General features: G+C 67.9%; 13 protein-coding genes and 4 pseudogenes. 11 read left to right on the plus strand and 6 right to left on the minus strand.

All coding sequences use genetic code 11. The features are described 5' to 3' along the window. Positions 1-15: 15 nt before the first annotated feature. Positions 16-753 (plus strand): GntR family transcriptional regulator, encoded by a 738-nt coding sequence (locus tag BMG07_RS04485; protein ID WP_269758651.1) that lies wholly within the window; start codon positions 16-18, stop codon positions 751-753. Between the two features lie 10 nt (positions 754-763). Here BMG07_RS04485 and BMG07_RS04490 read toward each other — a convergent pair whose 3' ends face one another. The 3 genes from BMG07_RS04490 to BMG07_RS04500 are packed head-to-tail and all read right to left on the minus strand — an operon-like array spanning position 764 to position 6,165. Beyond that, positions 764-1,654 (minus strand): DMT family transporter, encoded by an 891-nt coding sequence (locus tag BMG07_RS04490; protein WP_198083542.1) that lies wholly within the window; start codon positions 1,652-1,654, stop codon positions 764-766. A 2-nt stretch (positions 1,655-1,656) separates the two neighbouring features. Beyond that, complete coding sequence (gene uvrA / locus BMG07_RS04495; protein WP_198083543.1) at positions 1,657-4,758, minus strand: excinuclease ABC subunit UvrA; 3,102 nt, start codon at positions 4,756-4,758, stop codon at positions 1,657-1,659. A gap of 18 nt (positions 4,759-4,776) precedes the next feature. Next, positions 4,777-6,165 carry a chloride channel protein gene (locus BMG07_RS04500; protein WP_198083544.1) on the minus strand — a complete coding sequence of 463 codons (1,389 nt, stop codon included), beginning with the start codon at positions 6,163-6,165 and terminating at the stop codon, positions 4,777-4,779. Positions 6,166-6,272: 107 nt separating this feature from the next. On the opposite strand from BMG07_RS04500, the pseudogene ssb reads away from it, so the two are divergent. Next, positions 6,273-6,835: pseudogene (gene ssb / locus BMG07_RS04505) on the plus strand (single-stranded DNA-binding protein). Positions 6,836-7,092: 257 nt separating this feature from the next. On the opposite strand, the pseudogene BMG07_RS04510 reads toward ssb, so the two are convergent. Beyond that, positions 7,093-7,961: pseudogene (locus BMG07_RS04510) on the minus strand (LysR family transcriptional regulator). A 104-nt stretch (positions 7,962-8,065) separates the two neighbouring features. Between BMG07_RS04510 and BMG07_RS04515 the strand changes: the two are divergent. From BMG07_RS04515 to BMG07_RS04530, 4 genes and pseudogenes are all read left to right on the plus strand, one after another. Further along, entirely contained in the window at positions 8,066-9,190 is a 1,125-nt protein-coding gene (locus tag BMG07_RS04515; RefSeq protein WP_198083545.1) for a mandelate racemase/muconate lactonizing enzyme family protein, read from the plus strand. A 50-nt stretch (positions 9,191-9,240) separates the two neighbouring features. Next, positions 9,241-10,227: a tripartite tricarboxylate transporter substrate binding protein gene (locus BMG07_RS04520; RefSeq protein ID WP_374221235.1), complete on the plus strand. Its 987-nt coding sequence runs from the start codon at positions 9,241-9,243 to the stop codon at positions 10,225-10,227. Between the two features lie 13 nt (positions 10,228-10,240). Further along, positions 10,241-11,025 (plus strand): annotated as a pseudogene (locus BMG07_RS04525) (SDR family oxidoreductase). Positions 11,026-11,046: 21 nt separating this feature from the next. Next, the gene (locus BMG07_RS04530) at positions 11,047-11,772 is read left to right on the plus strand and encodes a ribonuclease activity regulator RraA (protein WP_198083547.1); all 726 of its coding nucleotides are present in this window, start codon (positions 11,047-11,049) and stop codon (positions 11,770-11,772) included. A gap of 66 nt (positions 11,773-11,838) precedes the next feature. Here BMG07_RS04530 and BMG07_RS04535 read toward each other — a convergent pair whose 3' ends face one another. Then, positions 11,839-12,807, minus strand: a complete 969-nt coding sequence (locus tag BMG07_RS04535) for a LysR family transcriptional regulator (protein WP_198083548.1) — start codon at positions 12,805-12,807, stop codon at positions 11,839-11,841. 102 nt (positions 12,808-12,909) lie between these two features. Between BMG07_RS04535 and BMG07_RS04540 the strand changes: the two genes are divergently transcribed. The 5 genes and pseudogenes from BMG07_RS04540 (at position 12,910) to BMG07_RS04555 (ending at position 19,432) form a co-directional block, all read left to right on the plus strand. Further along, entirely contained in the window at positions 12,910-13,896 is a 987-nt protein-coding gene (locus BMG07_RS04540; RefSeq protein WP_198083549.1) for a tripartite tricarboxylate transporter substrate binding protein, read from the plus strand. Between the two features lie 92 nt (positions 13,897-13,988). Next, positions 13,989-15,619, plus strand: a pseudogene (ggt, locus tag BMG07_RS04545) (gamma-glutamyltransferase). Positions 15,620-16,091: 472 nt separating this feature from the next. Then, positions 16,092-18,368 carry a TonB-dependent receptor gene (locus BMG07_RS04550; protein ID WP_198083550.1) on the plus strand — a complete coding sequence of 759 codons (2,277 nt, stop codon included), beginning with the start codon at positions 16,092-16,094 and terminating at the stop codon, positions 18,366-18,368. A gap of 18 nt (positions 18,369-18,386) precedes the next feature. Beyond that, positions 18,387-18,830, plus strand: coding sequence for a hypothetical protein (locus tag BMG07_RS41475; protein WP_269758641.1), 444 nt, complete (start codon positions 18,387-18,389; stop codon positions 18,828-18,830). Between the two features lie 32 nt (positions 18,831-18,862). Continuing rightward, positions 18,863-19,432, plus strand: a complete 570-nt coding sequence (locus tag BMG07_RS04555) for an enolase C-terminal domain-like protein (protein WP_307866870.1) — start codon at positions 18,863-18,865, stop codon at positions 19,430-19,432. Here the strand turns inward: BMG07_RS04555 and BMG07_RS04560 are convergent. Beyond that, positions 19,392-19,976, minus strand: coding sequence for a TetR/AcrR family transcriptional regulator (locus BMG07_RS04560; protein WP_198083552.1), 585 nt, complete (start codon positions 19,974-19,976; stop codon positions 19,392-19,394). The genes BMG07_RS04555 and BMG07_RS04560 overlap by 41 nt on opposite strands. Positions 19,977-20,050: the final 74 nt, after the last annotated feature.

Here is a 20,050-nt window from a genome sequence, read left to right on the forward strand (position 1 = left end):
AACTCTCCGAACGAAATGTCGACCGTGCTCGACCGCGGCTCCGAATCCCCCCTGTGGGCCCAGTTCCGCGACGCACTGCGCCTGCAGATATTGCAGGGCGTGCTGCCCATCGGCGCCAAGCTGCCGTCCGAAGCCGAGCTCGGCGAGCAGTTCGGCATCTCGCGCATCGTGGTGCGCGAGGCGCTGGCCGACCTGGTGCGCAACAACCTCATCTACAAGATCAAGGGGCGCGGCGCCTTCGTGTCGGCGCGCGAACGCGACGAAGACTTCGTCTCGACCGTGCTCGGCTTCTCCGACGAAATGGAGCGCAAGGGCCGCTCGGTGCGCACGCAGATCCTCACGCAGGAGCTGCGCATGCCGACCGAACAGGAGGCCGCGTCACTGGGGCTGACCGACGACACGCAGGTGGTCGCGCTCAAGCGGCTGCGCAGCGTCGACGGCGAGCTGCGCCTGCTGGTGGAAACCGTGGTGCCCGCTGACTTGGCGCCGGGCCTGCACCGCACGCGCCTGGACGACCGCTCGCTGTACGACGTGCTGCGCCGCCAGTACGGCCTGCGGCTGGTGCGCGCCGAACGCTGGATCGACGCGGTGCTGCCCGATGCAGACACCTGCCAGCTGCTGAACCTGCCCACGCCGGAGCCGTTGCTGCGCATCGAGTCGATAGCGTACGGAGCGAACGGCAGGCCGCTGGAGCACTACCGCGCGCTGCACCGCTGCAAGACCAGCCGCCTGCACGTGCAGACGACGACCTGAGGGTGGCTCTTCAGGCTTTCGCGGCGGCGCGCGAAGGCCAGAGCACCGAGGCGATGGCGACCACCATCAGCGCCACCGCCACGCCGTCCTGCCAGTGCACGACTTCGCCGAGCCACACCGCGCCGCTGAACACGCCGAGCACCGGGATGAACATCACGCTCAGGGTCGAGGCCACGGGCGGCAGGCCGCGCGCCAGGTAGAACCACGCGGCGTGCGCGAAGCCGAAGATCAGCACCGCGTTGTAGCCGATCGAACCCCACGTCACGGCGCCCGGCCAGTAGAGCCGGTCGCGCTCGAACAGCAGCGACAGCACGGTCATCACCACGGCGGTCAGCGCCGTCATCCAGAACGACAGCGTGAGCGTCGGCAGCCCGATGCGCGTGTGGCGCAGCAGTTGCGTGCCGAGCGCCCATGTCGCCGCCGCCACCAGCGCGAGCGCGACATAGCCCGGCCGGCCGGCGAAGTCCGTGAGCTCGTGCCACAGCAGCAGCCCCACGCCCACCGCGCAGGCGCCCACGCCCAGCCATGCGCGCCGTGCCAGCACAGCGGAGAACAGCAGCGCGCCGAGGACGGCCGAGAACACCGGCATCGTGTACCCCAGGATCGCCGCGCGCCCGCCCGACAGCGCCTTCACCGCGAGGATGATGCAGGCGTGCCAGACGAACATGTTCGTGGCGCCCAGCCACAGCAGCTCGGGCCACGCCTTGCGCGGCACATGGAACGGCACCTTGAGCCACACCAGCGCGAGCGCCAGCACGGGCAGGCCGAGCCAGATCGAGATGGCGCGGAAACCCAGCGGCGGGTAGTCGGCCACGCCGAGCTTCATCACGGGCCAGTTGAAGCCCCAGGCGAGCGTGAGGAGGACGAGGATGACGAACTGGCGGGGGGTGAAGGAGGGCATGGCTACAGCAGCCGCTTCAAGTACCGCCCCGTGTGGCTCGCCTCGTTCGCCGCGATGTCCTCCGGCGTGCCTTCGCCCACCACCGTGCCGCCGCCCGCGCCGCCTTCCGGGCCCATGTCGATCAGCCAGTCGGCGGTCTTGATGACGTCCAGGTTGTGCTCGATCACGACGATGGTGTTGCCCGCGTCGCGCAGCTGGTGCAGCACCTTCAGCAGCAGCTCGATGTCCGCGAAGTGCAGGCCGGTGGTCGGCTCGTCGAGGATGTACAGGGTGCGGCCGGTGTCGCGCTTGCTGAGCTCCAGCGCAAGCTTCACGCGCTGCGCCTCGCCGCCCGACAACGTGGTGGCCGACTGGCCGAGCTTGATGTAGCTCAGGCCCACGTCGAGCAGGGTGCGCAGCTTGCGCTCGATGGTCGGCACGGCCTTGAGGAACTCGTGCGCGGTCTCGACCGTCATCTCGAGGATCTGCGCGATGTTCTTGCCCTTGTAGAGCACCTCGAGCGTCTCGCGGTTGTAGCGCTGGCCGTGGCACACCTCGCAGGGCACGTACACGTCGGGCAGGAAGTGCATCTCGACCTTCACCACGCCGTCGCCCTGGCAGGCCTCGCAGCGCCCGCCCGCCACGTTGAAGCTGAAGCGGCCCGGGCCGTAGCCGCGCTCGCGCGCGGTGTTGGTTTCGGCCATCAGTTCGCGAATGGGCGTGAACAGCCCGGTGTAGGTGGCCGGGTTGCTGCGCGGCGTGCGGCCGATGGGGCTCTGGTCGACGTTGATGACCTTGTCGAAGTACTCGATGCCTTCCACCGATTCATGCGCGGCCGGCTCCTCGTGCGCGCGGTACAGCGTGCGCGCCACGGCGGTGTAGAGCGTGTCGTTCACCAGCGTCGACTTGCCCGAGCCCGACACGCCGGTCACGCAGGTCAGCAGGCCGACCGGGAAGGCGACGCTCACGTTCTTCAGGTTGTTGCCGGTGGCGCCGACGACGCGAATTTCCTGCAGGTCGGTCTGCGAGGCCAGGTGCGCGGCTTCGCGCGCGGCGCGGCGTTCGGCGGCGGGGCTCTGCGGAAAGCGCGATGCTTTCTTGCCTTCGTTGAAGGCCGGCTTCTTCACGGCCGGCAGCCACGCGGTGCGGTGCTTCGGCACCTCGATCTTGCGCGTGCCCGACAGGTACTGGCCGGTGAGCGAGTCGGGGTTGGCCGACACCTCGGCGTAGGTGCCTTGCGCCATCACGCGCCCGCCGTGCACGCCGGCGCCGGGGCCCATGTCGATCACGTGGTCGGCGGCGTGGATCATGTCCTCGTCGTGCTCGACCACGATCACGCTGTTGCCGATGTCGCGCAGGTGCTTCAGCGTGCCGATCAGGCGGTCGTTGTCGCGCTGGTGCAGGCCGATGCTGGGCTCGTCGAGCACGTACATCACGCCGGTGAGGCCCGAGCCGATCTGCGACGCCAGGCGAATGCGCTGCGCCTCGCCGCCCGAGAGCGTCTCGGCGCTGCGGTCCAGGCTCAGGTAGTTCAGGCCCACGTCGTTGAGGAATTTCAGGCGCAGGCCGATTTCGCGCACCACCTTGTCGGCGATGTCGGCCTTGGAGCCGCGCAGCCGCAGGTTCTGGAACCACGCGAGCGAGTCGCGCAGCGTGAGGTGGCTCAGCTCGAAGATGGCCATGCGCGGCGGCTCGCCGCCGTCGGCCGGCCGGCTCGACTCGTCGACCAGGAACACGTTGCGCGCTTCACGGCGCAGGCGCGAGCCGCCGCAGTCGGGGCAGGGCTGCAGGTTGCGAAAGCGGGCCAGGTCTTCGCGCACCATGACCGAGTCGGTCTCGCGGTAGCGCCGCGCCATGTTCGGGATGATCCCCTCGAAGGGGTGCTTCTTCGTGAGCTTCTTGCCCGCGAAGTTGCCCGACTCCATGGTGTAGTTGAACTTGATCTCTTCGGCCGCCGAGCCTTGCAGCAGCACCTGCTGCACCGAGGCGGGCAGCGACTCGAAGGGCGCGTCGACGTCGAACTTGTAGTGCTTCGCGACGCTCTCGATCATGCTGAAGTAGTAGCCGTTGCGGCGGTCCCAGCCCTTGATGGCGCCGCTGGCCAGCGACAGCGACGGGAAGGCCACCACGCGCGCCGGGTCGAACACCTCGCGGTGGCCCAGGCCGTCGCAGCTGGGGCAGGCGCCCACGGGCGAGTTGAACGAGAACAGGCGCGGCTCGAGTTCCGACAGCGAGTAGTGGCAGATCGGGCAGGAGAACTTGGCGTTGAACAGGTGCTCCTTGTCGGGCGCGCCCTCGGTGCCGAGTTCGAGCGCAATGGCGCGGCCTTCGGCCAGGCGCAGCGCGGCCTCGAAGCTTTCGGCCAGGCGCTGCTGCATGTCGGCGCGCGCGCGCAGGCGGTCGATGACGACGTCGATGTCGTGCTTCTCGGTCTTCTTGAGCTTGGGCAGGTCGTTGTATTCGTAGGTCTGCCCGTCGACGCGAAAGCGCACGTAGCCGGCGGCCTGCATCTCGGCGAACAGTTCCAGGAACTCGCCTTTCTTCTCGCGCGCCACGGGCGCCAGGATCATCAGGCGCGGCTCGCCGGGCAGGGCCAGCGTGGCGTCGACCATCTGCGACACCGTCTGCGCCTGCAGCGGCAGGTGGTGGTCGGGGCAGTAGGGCGTGCCGGCGCGCGCGAACAGCAGGCGCAGGTAGTCGTGGATCTCGGTCACCGTGCCCACGGTGGAGCGCGGGTTGTGGCTGGTGGCCTTCTGCTCGATGCTGATCGCGGGCGACAGGCCCTCGATGACGTCGACGTCGGGCTTGTCCATGAGCTGCAGGAACTGCCGCGCATAGGCCGACAGGCTCTCGACGTAGCGGCGCTGCCCTTCGGCGTACAGCGTGTCGAACGCCAGGCTCGACTTGCCCGAGCCCGACAGGCCGGTGATGACCACCAGCTTGTTGCGCGGAATGTCGAGATCGACGTTCTTCAGGTTGTGGGTGCGCGCGCCTCGGATGCTGATGCGCTGCTGCGCCAGCACCGCGCCGAGGTAAGTGTCGCGTTCGCGTTGCGCGTCGCGCTCCGCGGTGTCTTCAGTGGATGTTGAATTCAAGGGGGCGATCGTCCGAGGGCAACCGGACATGATAGACCGCCGGGGAATTCATGGCGAGCGGGCTGGTTCTGGCGGCTCTGGCGTGGGGGCTTCCGGTGGCGGCGATGCGGCGTGCACCGGCTCGGTGCTGCCGATGGCCCGGCCGACCATGTGCTCGGCCAGCGTGTCGTACAGCGGGCGGCTGATCATGCGCGAGACCAGGCTGGCCAGCATGGCGGCGGCCATCAGGCTCAGCACCATCGAGTGGCCGTCGACCATTTCCATCACGATGATGAAGGCCGTGAGCGGCGCCTGCGTCACCGCGGCCAGGAAGCCGGCCATGCCCATGGCGATGAGCGCCGGCCCGAGGTCGCTGCTGGCCAACTGGCCCACCGCCTCGCCGATGCCCGCGCCGATGGACAGCGACGGCGCGAAGATGCCGCCCGGCACGCCGCACCACGCCGTGAGCCAGGTCGCGATGAACTTGAGCAGCGTGTACAGCGGCGTCAGCTCGTCGTGGCCCTGCAGCATCTGCTTGACCGCCTCGGAGCCCGCGCCGAAGGTGACACCGCCCGTGACCAGCCCGATGACGGCCACCGCCAGCCCGCCCACGGCCGCGAAGCGCAGCGGAAAGCGCGCCCGCCAGCGGTTGAAGCGTCCCGGCGTGCCGGTGAGCGACGCAATCAGCAGCCGCGCGAACAGCCCGCCCGCCGCGCCGCTGAGCAGCGTGACCAGCAGGCCCGGGCCGAGCGCGTCCCAGCCCAGCCGGGGCACGCGGATCACGCCGAAATAGCTGGTGTTGCCGAAGGCCGAGACCGCCACCAGGCCCGCCAGCACGATGGCCGTGATGATCAGCCCGCTGGAGCGCGCCTCCAGCCGGCCCGACAGCTCCTCGATGGCAAAGACGACACCTGCCAGCGGCGCATTGAAGGCCGCCGCGATGCCGGCCGCCCCGCCGGCCACCAGCAGCGCGCGGCTGTCGATGGTGGTGTTGGGCGACAGCCAGCGGCGCGCATGCTGCATCACGCCGGCCGCCACCTGCACCGAAGGCCCCTCGCGGCCGATCGACAGGCCGGCCGCGAAGCCCGCCACCCCGAGCCCGATCTTGGCGACCGTGAGCCGCAGCGAGGCGAAGAAGAAGCGCCGCTCCTCCGGCAGGGCCGGGTGCAGCGCCGCCTTGATCTGCGGAATGCCCGAGCCGGCCGCGCCGGGGAAGAAGCGCAACGTGAACCACACGATGCCGACCGCGATGAGCGGCGTCGTCAGCAGCACGGCCCAGGGCCAGGCGCGGTAGAAACGGTGGAATTCGCCGAAGGCCCAGTCGCTGGCGAGCGTGAAGCCCACCACGAAGATCCCGGCCGCGATGGCGTAGCCCAGCACGATGGCCCGGTCGAGCCAGACGCGTCCGCTGGACAGCTCGTTGCGCAGGTGCTCGAAAAAGTCGGGTTCGCGGTTCATGGGAAGGGCCATTCTGGCACCGATGGGAAATCGGGCCAGTCGCCTTCGGGCACAATGGAGGGTTCCTCTCAACCTTCTCCTTCATCTACTTATCAGGGGCAGTGCATATGGCATCGGTCAATAAAGTCATCGTCGTCGGCAACCTGGGGCGCGACCCCGAAATGCGGACCTTCCCGAGCGGCGATCAGGTCGCGAACGTCACAGTGGCCACCACCGATCGCTGGAAAGACAAGCAAAGCGGCGAAATGCGCGAAGCCACCGAGTGGCACCGCATCGTCTTCAACGGCCGCCTGGCCGAAATCGCCGGCCAGTACCTGCGCAAGGGCTCGCAGGTGTATGTCGAAGGAAGCCTGCGCACGCGCAAGTGGACCGACAAGGACGGCATCGAAAAGTACACCACCGAAATCCGCGCCGACCAGATGCAGATGCTCGCGCCCGCCAGGGCCAGGGCGGACCGTCGGGTCCGAGCGACGACGACGGCGGCTACTCGCAAGGCGGCGGTGGCGGCGGCGGTTATTCGCAGGGCGGCAATGGCGGCGGCGGTGGTGGTGGCGGTTACGCCCCGCGCGCGCCCGCGGCGGCTCCGCGTGCGCCGGCCCCCGCGCCTCGCCAGGCACCGGCCAAGTCGTCGTCGGGCTTCGACGACATGGATGACGACATTCCGTTCTAAATCAGAAAAGCCGGCTTTTCGGTTTCTCAATCAAGGCTCGCTCTTCCAAGGGCGGGCCTTTTTTGCATTTTTCAGTCCGGGTTTTGTCGCGAGTACCCGCCTGATCGATGCCATCGAGTATCTGGCGTAGTTCTCACCCATGGCGCGGTAGCTTCCGCGAAAGCGCCGCCGGGAGCCTTCCTGGCCCGCATGCGCGCCGAACGCATCGAGCGGATAGATCGAAGGACTCGGATGCCCCCGCCTGAGGCCGGTGATATTCAGCGGGGCGCGCTCACCAACTGCACCAGCGCGTCGGCCAGCGGCGCGCGGGCCGATCCGCGCAGCCACAGCATCCCGACCGTGCGCACCGGGCATGGCGCCGGCAAGGGCCAGCGCTTCAGGTCGGCCTGCGGCGCGCCCACCGTGGCCCAGTCAGGAAGCACCGACACGCCCAGGCCCTCGGCCACCAGCTTCGCGATGTGTTCGATGCCGTCGAGCTCGAACTGCACGCGCGGACGCACGCCATGCCGGCGCAGGTACTCGTCGGCCAGCTTGCCGGCCACCACGCCGCGGTCGTAGCGGATGAAGGGTTCGCGCGCCGCGGTGGCCAGCGGATCGCGCACGCGCAGCTGAGCCGGCGCCAGCAGGATCAGCGGCTCGCGGCGCAGCGGCACCCAGTGGCAGGTCTTCGGCAGCGCGAACGTGGGGTGCACCAGCAGCGCCGCGTCGAGTTCGCCGGCCAGCACCTTGGCCATCAGCGCGGTGGAGGTACCTGGCTCGATGTAGACCTCGATGTCTTCATGCATCTGCCGCCAGCGCACCAGGGCCGGAGGCAGCATGCCCATCAGCGCGGTCGGCGTGGCGCCCAGGCGCAGCGGGCCGGCGGGCAGCGCGTTGTCGGAGGCTTCGGAGCGCAGGTCGCGCACATCGCGCAGCAGCGTGCGGGCGCGCGCCAGGATGCGGTTGCCGGCCACGGTCGGCTGCACCGTGCGGCCGGCGCGGCGCAGGAGCTGGCTGCCGATGTCGGTCTCCAGCGCACGGATCTGCTGCGCGACCGTGGTCGCGCCAGGTCGAGCCGGCGTCCTGCTTCGGCGAGCGAGCCGGCTTCGGCGACCGCGATGAAGGTCTCGAGAAAGCTGGTGTCCATGACCACGTATTTTGCGTGGTTTGAACACCTGATTGCATGCTGTTTTTCATGCTTCATCGGACGCAGACTGGCGCCGTCCTCACAACCCTGCCTCGGAGATTCCCGTGCCCGTCATCCAGTCCATCGACGTCTGCGTCGCCCGCGTTCCGCTCGACCAAGTCACCTCTTTTTCCAACCGCACTGTCCACGAGCGCCATTACGGCCTGGTGAAGGTGCGCTCGTCCGATGGTGTCGAGGGCATCGGCTTCTGCTATGTGGGCAGCACGGCGGGCGAACTCTTTCGCGTCGCGGTGGAGCAACTGCTGGCGCCGGTGCTGCTCGGGCAGGACTCGTTGGCCATCGAAGGCCTGTGGCAGCGCATGTACCAGGAGGCGCTGCTGCAGGGCCGAATGGGCACGGTGATGCGCGCGCTGAGCGCGCTCGACATCGCGCTGTGGGACCTGAACGCACGCACGGCCGGCCTGCCGCTGCACAAATACCTGGGTGCGGTCGAGCTCGACACCGTGCCGGCCTACGCCAGCGGCGGCTACTACCTCGACGGCAAGACCGCCGGGATGGTCGGCGAAGAGATGGCCAGCTACGCCGCGCTGGGCTTCGGCGCGGTGAAGATGAAAACCGGCCGCTGGGACCCGAAGGGCGAAGAAGCGCGGGTGCGCGCCGCGCGCGAGGCCATCGGCCCCGACGTGGCGCTGATGCTCGACTGCAACAACGGCTGGGTAGACACCGTGCAGGCGATGGAGTACCTGCGCCGCATCGAGCCCTACAACCCGTACTTCATCGAGGAGCCCTTCGGCCCCGACGACATCGAGAGCCACGCCCGGCTCGCGAAGCTGACGCGCATCCCCGTGGCCACCGCCGAGATCGGCTACGGCCGCTGGTACCACAAGCAGTTGCTCGACATGGGCGGCGCCGCGATCCTGCAGACCGATGCGGCGGTGTGCGGCGGCATCACGGAGTGGAAACGCATCGCCGCCATGGCCGCCGGTTACGGTGTGCAGATGTGCCCGCATTGGTTCCATGACCTGCATGCACCGCTGGTGGCCGCCACGCCGAATGCGCGCTATGTCGAGTTCTTCTGGGACGACCAGGTGCTGAACTTCCGCCGCCTCGTCGATCGGCAGCTGTCGCATCAAGGCGGTCGCGTCGTGCTGCACCAGACGCCGGGGCTGGGCTTCGGTTTCGACGAAAAGGAAGTCGCGAAGTACGGCCGCTGGAGCCACTGCGGCTGAATCCTGCCGCCAACAACAAACACGAACGACCGGAGACAAAAATCATGAGACTGAGACGTCGTCAACTCATCGGCTGGCTGGGCGCGGCGGCGGCGCTGCCTGCGCTGCACGCCACCAGCCATGGGGCCGAGGCCACGCTGCCACGTGGCCCGATACGTATCCTTGTCGGCTTTCCGCCCGGTGGCGGCACCGACATCCTGGCGCGCATCCTCTCGGTGAAGCTGACCACGCTGTGGAGCGTGCCGGTGGTGGTGGAGAACAAGGCCGGCGCCGCCGGCATGATCGCCACCGCCGAGGCTGCCAAAGCCGCGCCCGACGGCAGAAGCTTGCTGATGGGGCATATCAACGCGCTGGGCATCGCGCCGGGTCTCTACCCGCAGATGCCCTATTCGGCCGAGCGCGACTTCGCGCCCATCGTGCTGGTGGGCAAGACGCCGCAGGTGCTGATCGCATCGCGCGACTCGCCCATGCCGACACTGGCGGGCCTGCTCGCGGCGTGCCGTGCGCATCCTGGTCTGGTGAGCTTCGGTTCGGCCGGAGCGGGGTCGGCGCAACACCTGGCGCTCGCGCTGTTCGAGCAGCGCGCCGGCGTGCAGGTGCTGCACGTCCCGTACAAGGGATCGGCCCCGATGGTCAACGATCTGCTGGGCGGCCACGTGAAGTTCGCCTTCGAGGGCATGACCACCGCGATGGGCCTGCTCAAGGACGGCAAGGCCGTGGCGCTGGCGCAGACGGGCGCGCGGCGTGCGAGCGCCTTGTCGCAGGTGCCGACGCTGGCCGAGTCGGGCTTTCCCGGTTTCGAGGCCAGTATCTGGTTCGGCGTGGTCGGCCCGGCCGCGATGCCGCCCGAGCTGGTGCGCCGCATGAACATCGACCTGAACAAGGTGCTGGCGCAGCCCGAGGTGGCGACGCGCCTGGCCGAGTTCGGTGCCGAGGAGGGCGGCGGAACACCCGAAGCCTTCGGCGAGTACATCCGCGGCGAACAGCGCAAGTGGGCGCAGCTCATCCGTGATCGCAAGATCTCGGCCGATTCGTGAAGGAGGCCGACCGATGGATCTGCAACTGCAGGGCCGCACGGCCCTGGTGATGGGAGGCGGCGGCGGCCTGGGCGGCGCGATCGCGCTGGCGTTGGCAGCGGAAGGCGCACAGGTCGCGTGGCAGACAAGGATGCACAGGCAGCGGCAAGTACCGCCGCGGCCATCACCGAGGCAGGCGGGCGCGCCCTCGATATGGCGTGGGACCTGGCCGACCTGGACTGCATCGACGACCGCATGGTGCGCATCGAACGCGGGCTCGGTCCGATCGACATCCTCGTCAACAACACCGGTGGCCCGCCGCCGACCACCGCGCACGGCCAGGCGTTGGACCTGTGGCGCCGTCACTTCGAAGCGATGGTGCTGTCGGTGATCGCCGTCACCGACCGTGCGTTGCCCGGCATGCGCGCACGGGGCTTCGGCCGCGTGATCACCAGCGCGTCGTCGGGCGTGGTGGCGCCGATCGCGAACCTCGGGCTGTCCAATGCGCTGCGCCTGTCCCTGGTGGGGTGGTCGAAGACGCTGGCGCGCGAAGTGGGCCGTGACGGTGTCACCTGCAACGTCGTGCTGCCGGGCCGCATCGCCACGCAACGCATCCGCTTTCTCGATGCGCAGAAGGCCGAGCGCGAAGGCCGCACCGTTGAAGCCGTAGCAGCAGAGAGCACCGGCGCGATCCCGCTGGGGCGCTACGGCGAGCCGCGCGAGTACGCCGATGCGGTCGCCTTTCTTGCCAGCCCGCGCGCGGGCTACATCACCGGCTCGACCCTGCGCGTCGATGGCGGGTTGATTGCCAGCATCTGAATGCTTTCCTGGAACGCTCTCATGACGAACATCGAAACTCTTGCGCTCGACCCCGCCGTGGTCGATGCGTTGGCCGCGGTTTCCACCGCGACTCTCACCACCGTGCTGCTCAAGCACGGGCTGCGCAATGTCTGGATGCGCGGCACCCGCCCGCTCGCGCAGGGGCAGCCGCGCCGCGTCGGCAGGGCCTTTACGCTGCGCTTCGTGCCGGCGCGCGAAGACTTGGCCACGCCCGCGGCGTGGGCCTCGCCGATCTCGACTCGCGCGGCCATCGAGGCGATGCCGGTGGGTTGCATCGCAGTGGTCGGTGCCATGGGGGTTGCCGACGCCGGAATCTACGGAGACATCCTGTGTGCCCGCATGCAAAAGCGCGACGTGGCGGGATTGGTGACCGATGGCGTGATGCGCGACTTGGCGGGCGTACGGGCCACCGGCCTGCCCATCTGGTGCCGGGGCGCAGCCGCACCGCCTTCGGTGGCGGGACTGACTTTCGTGGGCTGGCAGGAACCCATCGACTGCGGCGGCGTTGCCGTCTTTCCCAACGACGTGGTGGTGGCCGATGACGACGGTGCGGTGCTGATCCCGGCAGGGATGCTGGAGGAGGTGGTGCAGGCAGCACTGACACAGGAGCGCCTGGAAACCTGGATCATGGGCGAGGTGGAGGCCGGTTCCGCGCTGCCGGGGCTGTACCCGCCCAACGAGCAGAATCAGGCACGCTTTGCGTCGTGGGCCGCGAGTCGCGCCTAGGGCGCAAGCCGCGGGCCCCAAGAGGCGGCAGGTTGCTGCCTCGAAACCCGCGAGCAAAGTCGCGCGCTAGTCGCCGGTCGCCGCATGCACTGCAGCGCCAGGCAAGCCTCGTGCATGCGCCTTGAGGCAGGCAATGAAGTCCATGAGGGTGGCCGAGACGTGCTCGCGGTTCCACACCACGGTGATGGGGCCGAAGCGGATGTTCGAATCGATGGCGACCTTGCGGAACAGTCCCAGCGAGGCCATGTAGTCCGCCATGGATTCCGCGCACACGCCGACATAGTCGCCCTTTTGCAGCAGTGCCTGCATCATGGCCAGCGAGGAGGTTTCTGCCTTGGGCACGAGCCACGATGCCTGTTGCTCTATGAGGTAGGCATCCATCTGGATGCGGGTGAGCGTGCCAAGGGGCGGCATCACCCATTTCTCGCGCAGCACGTCGGCAAAGCCCAGCGGCCGGTTGCTGTCCCAGTGCTTGCTGCCCTGACCGATGACGATGCTCACCTGATCGTCGAAGAGCACGCGGTGTGCCAACTGCGGCTGGTGCGCCCGCGCATCCAGAACACCGATCACGGCGTCCATGGCACGCGTGTCCAGGCCTTTGAGCAGGTCGTCGAACAGCCCGTCGTGGATGGACACGGCCACGTCGGCATGACGCTGCTGGAACGCGGTCACGGCTTCGGGCAGGCCGCCGGCGATGCCCGCCCAGACGCTGCCCACGTTCAGACGCGGCACGCGGCCCGCGGCCACCGCATGCATCTCCCGGCCGGTGCGGGCGACGTCGCCCAGCACGGTGATGGCCAGCCGCTTGAGCAGATGCCCCGCCGGCGTGAGCTGCACCTTTCGCCCGCGCACCACCAGCGGCGTGCCCGCCACGCGTTCGAGCTCCGCCAACCAGTGCGACATGGCGGATTGCGTCATATGCAGCCGCGCCGCCGCCTCGGTCAGCGTGCCTGCCTCGTCCAGCACCAGGAAGGATTCCAGATGCCGGACCTTGATGCCACGCGCCCAGGACAGGCCTTCTAAGCGTTCAAGCATGAGTGAATCTTCATGGTTCCATTTTGCATTTTCACTAGGCGGATCGCGGGGTTGGTCATGAAAATTACTTCATCTTTCACGACAGCCCTCTGAGGAATTCCTGTGTCCAAAGCAATCACGAACGTCTACAAGATCCTGATGGGCGCCGCGTTCGCGGCCGCCACGGCCACCACCGTGTACGCGCAAGCCGCCTACCCCAGCCGTCCCGTGCGCCTGGTCGTGTCGCAGGCCCCGGGCGGCAGCAGCGACACGATCGCACGCCTGTGGGCCGAACACGCGGGCAAGGCCATTGGCGCCACCATCGTGGTGGAAAACAAGCCGGGCGCGGGCGGACTCATTGCCGCGCAGAGCGCGCTGAATGCACCCGCCGATGGCTACACCCTGCTGTTGGGCAGCGTGTCACTGATGGTGCTCAACCAGTTCACCTACAAGCCGCTGCCCTACAACCCGGAGAAGGATTTCGTTGGCGTGACCATGCTGACCACGGTGCCGTTCGTGCTGTCGGCCAATCCGGCCACGGGCATCAAGACGCTCAAGGACCTGACGGAAAAAGCCAAGGCGGCACCCGGCAAGCTGAACTTCGCATCCGCCGGCCTGGGCAATTCCACCCATCTGGCGGTCGAGCTGGTGAGCAATGCCCTGGGCATTTCGATGACCCACATCCCCTACAAGGGAGAGGCCGACGGCATCCTGGCCACCATCGGCGGACAGACCGAAGTGATGGCGCCGGTGTATGGCACCGCCTTGCCCCACATTAAGAACCACAAGCTCAATCCACTGGCCGTGTTGTCGCCGCAACGCACCCCGGAGCTGCCCGATGTGCCCACCCTGGGCGAGTTGGGCGTCAAGGGCTTCGACAACATGGGCTGGAGTGCCGTGGTGGCACGCGCCGGCACGCCGGTCGACATCGTGGAAAAGCTCAACAAGGCGACGGAAGCCTTCCACAAGAGCCCCGACGTGCAGGCCAAGCTCAAGAGCATGGGCGTGATCCCCATGTCCGGGCCTTCGGCGCTGGTCATGGAAACGGCGGCGCGTGACACCAAGGCCTGGGGCCCCACGCTCGGGGCACTGAACCTGAGCGCCAAGTAAGCCGGCGACCCGCGCAAGCGCGACGCTTTTTTTCTTCCATCTTCACCCCTTGCCGTATCGCCGATACAGCCGGGGGCTGCTCAGTACAAGTCATGAAAAAAGAAGCCATGGTGGTCTGCCCGCAGCCGGAGGCCGCCGAGTCCGGCATTGAAATCCTGCGCGCGGGCGGAAACGCGGTGGACGCCGCGGTGGCCACCGCGCTGGCCCAGACGGTGGTCGATCCGCTGATGTGCGGCATCGCAGGTTTCGGCACCGCTGCCGTGTACCTGCCCGCGGCCCGGGTGCACGAGTATTTCGACTTCCACTCGCCCGCGCCGCTGGCGGCCAGGGAAGACATGTGGGAGCACCTGCTGGAGGGCGAGACCAAGGACGGGTTCGGCTTCATCCTCCAGGGCCGGGTCAACGACATCGGCCCTCAGTCCATCGGTACGCCGGCCACGCTCAAGGGCCTGGAGGCCATGCACCAGGCGCACGGACGCCTGCCGTGGCGGCAGGTGGTGGAGCCCGCCATCCGTTGGGCCGCGGACGGCTACTTCGTGCGCCCCGGCATGCACGCCTTCTGGATCGACGAGCCCAGCATGGGCCGCGTCGGCAACCTGGAACGCCTGCAGTACTGCCAGGACAGTCGCGAGTTGTACTGCCGCCCCGACGGCCGCCCCAAGCCCATCGGCGCGCCGCTGCGCAACGAAGGCATGGCCGCCGTGCTGCGCCAGGTCGCCGAAGAAGGCGCGCGCCCGTTCTACCAGGGCGACCTGGCGCAGAAGATGGTGACGCACCTGCAGTCGCTGGGCGCGCTGATCACGCTCGACGACCTGGCCCGCTACGAGGTGCAGCGCAACCCGCCGCTGGTGGGCCGCTATCGCGACCGCACCATCACCACCAACCAGCCGCCGGGCGGCGGCGCCATGCTGCTGGAGATGCTCAACATCCTCGAGCACTTCGACCTGGCGAGCCTGGAGCACAACAGCCCCGCCTACCTGCAGGCGGTGTGCGAGGCCATGAAGAAGGCGACCATCGACAAGGACCGCTGCATCGGCGACCCGAAGTTCTTCGACGTTCCGCTGGACCAGTTGCTGTCCAAGGACATGGCCCGCGAGGTGGCGCAGCAGATCCGCGCGGGCCACCGCTTCAACGTGGAGCGCGTGAACCCCGGGGCGCCCGTGCCGCGCGACACCACCCACCTGAGCGTGGTGGATGCCGACGGCAACGCCGTCTCCCTGACCCACTCCCTGGCCATGCCTCGGGCATCATCACCCCGGGCATGGGCTTCCTGTACAACGGTTGCATGGGCGTGTTCGATCCGCGTCCGGGCCGCGCCGGCAGCATCCGGCCGGGCAAGAGCCGCTTCACCTCGTCATGCCCCACCATGACCTTCAAGGATGGCGAGCTCGACGTGGTGCTCGGCGCCCCCGGCGGCACGCAGATCGCGATGGGGGTGCTGCAGGTGCTGCTCAACGTGATCGACCACGGCATGGAGATGCAGGCCGCGGTGTCGGCGCCGCGTTTCTCGTCCACCAGCAACGCCATCGACGTGTGCAACCGCATTCCGCGTTCCACCACGCGCATGTTGGAAACACAGGGCTATGCCGTCGGCCGCAACCCGTACAACTACACCATCGGCTGGGTGCACGGCGTGCAGGTGCAGGCCGATGGCCTGCATGGCGGTGCCGACCCCGGCCGTGACGGCGTGGCGTATCGCCTGCGCCTTGATTCGCTGAACTGACTTCCGATCCCGCGGTCAAGCGGGCGCACCCCATCGAACTCGCGCGGTGCGGCCGTGCATCGATCGGGGCCCGCGTGTGGCTGCGACCATTCGCCGGCCCGGGTTCTCTGCGCAGCAGAAGGCCCGGGCCGTCCGGGGCGAGCTTCTCTTCGCGCCTGGGTTCCGCAGCCCGGCCTCGCGCACGCCCGCATGCATGCATTGAGGGCCAGCCACTTCACAGGCCGCCATCGCCTGGAAGTCGGGCGTCTCTGTTCTCTCAGCGCAAGCGCCCCGTACGTGCGTACGTTTCCCAAGAAACCCTGATTCGTTTCGCGGCACCGCGCCATCCAGGCCGTGCCGGTTCGTGGGCCTGCTCTCCTTCCTGACGTGCCGCGGGCGACGAGGCTTTCCTCCAACGAGTGCTTGCGTTGGCAGATGGAACTCTCCATAATTCTTAAAAAAATGAATGCTCATTCACTTAGGAGAGAGACAAATGACTGGCAGTTTTTCGGGCTTCAGATCGCGATCTGAGGCGCATTGCTTGCGGCTGGCCGTTGCGCTTGCCTGCGGCGGCGTTCCCCTTCTTTCATACGCGCAAACAGATGGTTCCGCCGAGCGTGAACGCTCGGTCAATGCAGATGGCGCAAAGGCCCCTGCAAGCAGCGCAATCGAATCCGTGAACGTCACGGCGCAACGTCGCCGGGAGCCGGCTCGAGAGGTGCCGCTGACGGCCGATGTGGTCAAGGGCGAAGCCATGGAGCGCGGCGGCTATCAGTCGCTGAGCGACCTCGCGGCGCTGCTGCCTGGCGTCAACCACAGCCAGTCAGGCGGAGGGACGGGCGGCAGCCAGCTCACGATGCGCGGCATTTCCACGGGTGCCCAAGTCGGCGCAACTGTCGGTATGTATGTCGACGACGTGCCTTTCGGGTCGAGCTCCGCCTATGCCGGAGGGGGCTCCAGTTCGCTCGATCTTGGCCTCTTCGATCTTGCCAGCGTCGAGTCGCTGCGCGGCCCGCAGGGAACGCTCTACGGCGCCGGCGCAATGGGCGGGCTGGTCAAGTACGTGGCCGTCGAACCGGATCCCGGCTACTTCAGCGCGCAGGCCTCGGCGGAAACTTCGAGCGTTCGTGGTGGAGGCTCGGGCCATGTCCTGCGCGGCGTGCTGAACGCCCCGCTCAGCGAAGGCGTGGCGGGGCTGCGCGCGACCGTGTACCAGCGCTCCGAAAGCGGCTTCGTGCGCGACACGAACCACGGCAATCGCCTGGTCGACGGATCGAAGACGGACGGTGCGCGGGTCGCGCTCCTGGTCACTCCGTCGAAGGATGTCTCGCTGCGCATCACCGCGCTGACCCAAAGACAGCGCAGGGACGGCTCCTCGTCTGAAGACGTCGACCTTGCAACCGGGCGGCCGGTGGATGGACCTCTCACCAAGAGACTGCTTCTCGATGAGCCCATGGAGGTGCGCAACGATCTACTGTCGGCGGCGCTCAAGGTCGACCTCAAGTGGGCCACACTCGATGCGATCACCGGTTGGCAACGCTCGTCGAGCGCGGGCCGCGTCGATGCGTCGGCGCTCTATGCACCGCTTCTGGCGCCCGCGGGCATCGTCAACCCCGTGTACGGCCTGGACTATTCGTTCTACAACCGCAAGGTCACGCAAGAGGTCCGACTGACTTCACCGCGCAGCCGGCAATTCGAATGGCTGGCCGGCATGTTCTACACGAACGAGTCCGGGTCCAAGACGCAGTTCCTGCAGCCGTTCGACGCCAGTCTGCAGCCCGCAAACCCGGTGCTCGCGGATGCGAAGTTTCCGTCGACATTCCGGGAGACCGCCTTGTTCGGCACGGGCACCTACTATCTGACGCCCGAGACGGACATCACATTCGGGGTGCGACGCAGCCGAAACAGCCAGCAGCTCGAGCAGCAGTTCACAGGCCTGTTTGCGCCGTCGCCGCAGCAAGCCTCGAGATCCTCCGAAGGCGTCACCACGTGGCTGATCACGGGCAGGTGGCGCCCAGCCGAGAAGCAGGCCGTCTACGTGCGCGCCGCCAGCGGCTACCGGCCCGGCGGCCCGCTCCCCCTCATCATGAATCCGTTGACGGGGGCTGCGCTCGGCAACTCCTCCTTCAAATCCGACAGCCTCTGGAGCTACGAAGTGGGCTGGAAGGGCGAGGTGGTGCCAGGTCGCCTGTCGACCGAAGTCGCGCTCTACCAGATCGACTGGAAGGACATGCAAGTCTTCACGGCCAGCGCAGGTTTTTCCGGGATCGGCAACGCGGGGCGCGCGCGCTCCCGGGGGCTTGAATGGACGATGCGCGCCGCCGCGACCGATTCGCTGCGCGTGGCCACAGCGCTCAGCGTGATCGATGCGAAGCTGGTGGACGCCAGCCCCGACCTGGGCGGCCTGGCTGGCGACCGCCTGCCCAACACATCGCGCCTCTCGGCCGCGCTGCAGGCGGACTATGACTTCAGGATCGCCGGGTACCCCGCCTACGTCGGTGCCACGGCACGCTACACCGGTGACCGTTGGAGCAGCTTCAGGGAGGCCCCCGGCGTACCGCAGTACCGGCTGCCCGCGTACGCCGCCGTCGACTTGCGCGGCGGCGTGCAGATGGGGCGCGTCAATCTCGGCCTCTACGTGCGCAACCTCACCAACCGCCGCGGACAGATTTCCGCGGAGACGACCCTGAGCACCGCCGGCGGACCCGCACGCGTGAATCTGATCGCGCCCCGCACGATCGGGCTGCAGTTGAGCATGGACTTCTCTTGAGAAGGCGCTGGAACTGCCATGCAAATTTCAGCCTCCATTGAAGAAATCCGCTTCAAGCAGCCGCTGGCCATTGCGGGCCGCACGCTCGCGGGCCAGTCGGTGCTTTGCGTCGAAGCCAGGCACGGCAACCATGTCGCGCATGCGGAAGCCGCCGGCGTGTTCTATCGCGGCGAAACGGGTGCGCGCATGCTGGCCGAGGTGCAGGGCGTGCGAGACCAGTTGCCAAGCGACCTGCCGGGCGCCTGGCGCCGGATACAGCAGATGCCCGCGGGCGGTGCGCGCAATGCGCTGGACTGGGTGATGTGGCAACTCGCTGCAGCCGAGCGCGGGGAGCCGGCCTATCGCCTGGCGTTCCTGCAGCGTGTGCGACCCCGACTGACGATGGTGACGCTGGGCGTCGACGATGCGCCATCGATGGCCCGGGCCGCCCTTTCGTATCCTGCCGCCAAGCGCTCAAGCTGAAGCTTGACGGCAGCGAGCAGGACGCCGAGCGCGTGGCGGCGGTGCGGCGCGAGCGGCCCGACGCAAGACTGTCCGTCGATGCGAACGAAGGCTGGACCCTGCGCCACTTCGATCGGATGCTGGGCGTGCTCGTCGCCAATCGCGTCGAGCTTGTCGAGCAACCTCTGCCCGCGGCGTGCGACGCCGAACTCGAGGGATGCGGATCTCCGATCCCGATCGCCGCGGACGAATCGCTGCAGACCATCGAAGACCTCGAACACGTGGCGCAGCGCTACCAGGTGGCGAACATCAAGCTCGACAAGTGCGGCGGGCTCACCGCGGCACTGATGCTGCTCAACGAGGCGCGCCACCGTGGCCTGCGGGTGATGGTCGGCTGCATGGGAGGCAGGTCACGCGCCATTCTTCCCGCGTTCATCGCCGCGCAGGGCGCGGACCTCGTGGACCTCGATGCGCCGCTGCTCATGGCATGCGATACGGAAATCGCCGCCACGTACTCGGACGGCTTCGTCGACTTTCCGGCGGCCGCCTTTGTTCCGCCGCCGCGCGAAGAAGCGTCGCCGGTCAACGCTTCGGCTTCAGAGGTGCGCCATGCAGCATCCTGATCATCAGCCGGGCCGACTTCATCTTGGCCTCGGTGTTCGTCGGCACGCCGATCAGCATCTGCGCTTGCGCGGAAATGAGCAGCGAAAGCAGCGACTCCCCGATGGCGAGTACCTCGGGTTTTTCAAGATGGCCAGCCTCGCTCGCGATGCGCGCGACAGCGTCGAGGACCGCGCGGCGCAGGTTCTTGAAATTCTTCGACACCACGGCCTGGACCTCCGGATTGCGACGCGTGATCGCGGCGACTTCCAGTGCCGTGCGGGCCGCCTGGTTCGCCGCATCCGGACGCTCCTGGAGTTTCAGCAACCGCTCCACCAGGGCAAGCATGTCGGCGGCGCTTTGGCATTCGTCGAACGGCGTGGCGTTGACGTTCGCCGTCTCGATGAGCTGCAGAAGGACGTCTTCCTTGGAGCGGAAGTGCACGTAGATGGAGCCCACCGATAGGCCGGCCTGCGTGCTGACGTCGTTCATCGACGCATCCGCCACCCCCTTGTGCTCGAAGACGGCGCGGGCCGCATCGAGGATCTGCTGGCGCACCGCGGCCATGTGGTTCTCGTCTCTTTTGGGCATGCTGTCTTTTAGATAAATGATTACTCGTTCATTTTAGGATCGAAACGCGA

This window comes from Variovorax sp. E3 (assembly GCF_016082275.1).
In the GTDB taxonomy this organism is placed as follows: domain Bacteria; phylum Pseudomonadota; class Gammaproteobacteria; order Burkholderiales; family Burkholderiaceae_C; genus Variovorax.

Bases quoted from the DNA above. Each gene is read 5' to 3' on its own strand.
- BMG07_RS04485 (WP_269758651.1), top strand. From the start codon at position 16: ATGTCGACCGTGCTCGACCGCGGCTCCGAATCCCCCCTGTGGGCCCAG.
- BMG07_RS04490 (WP_198083542.1), bottom strand. From the start codon at position 1,654: ATGCCCTCCTTCACCCCCCGCCAGTTCGTCATCCTCGTCCTCCTCACG.
- uvrA (WP_198083543.1), bottom strand. From the start codon at position 4,758: ATGTCCGGTTGCCCTCGGACGATCGCCCCCTTGAATTCAACATCCACT.
- BMG07_RS04500 (WP_198083544.1), bottom strand. From the start codon at position 6,165: ATGAACCGCGAACCCGACTTTTTCGAGCACCTGCGCAACGAGCTGTCC.
- BMG07_RS04530 (WP_198083547.1), top strand. From the start codon at position 11,047: ATGACGAACATCGAAACTCTTGCGCTCGACCCCGCCGTGGTCGATGCG.
- BMG07_RS04535 (WP_198083548.1), bottom strand. From the start codon at position 12,807: ATGCTTGAACGCTTAGAAGGCCTGTCCTGGGCGCGTGGCATCAAGGTC.
- BMG07_RS04550 (WP_198083550.1), top strand. From the start codon at position 16,092: ATGACTGGCAGTTTTTCGGGCTTCAGATCGCGATCTGAGGCGCATTGC.
- BMG07_RS41475 (WP_269758641.1), top strand. From the start codon at position 18,387: ATGCAAATTTCAGCCTCCATTGAAGAAATCCGCTTCAAGCAGCCGCTG.
- BMG07_RS04560 (WP_198083552.1), bottom strand. From the start codon at position 19,976: ATGGCCGCGGTGCGCCAGCAGATCCTCGATGCGGCCCGCGCCGTCTTC.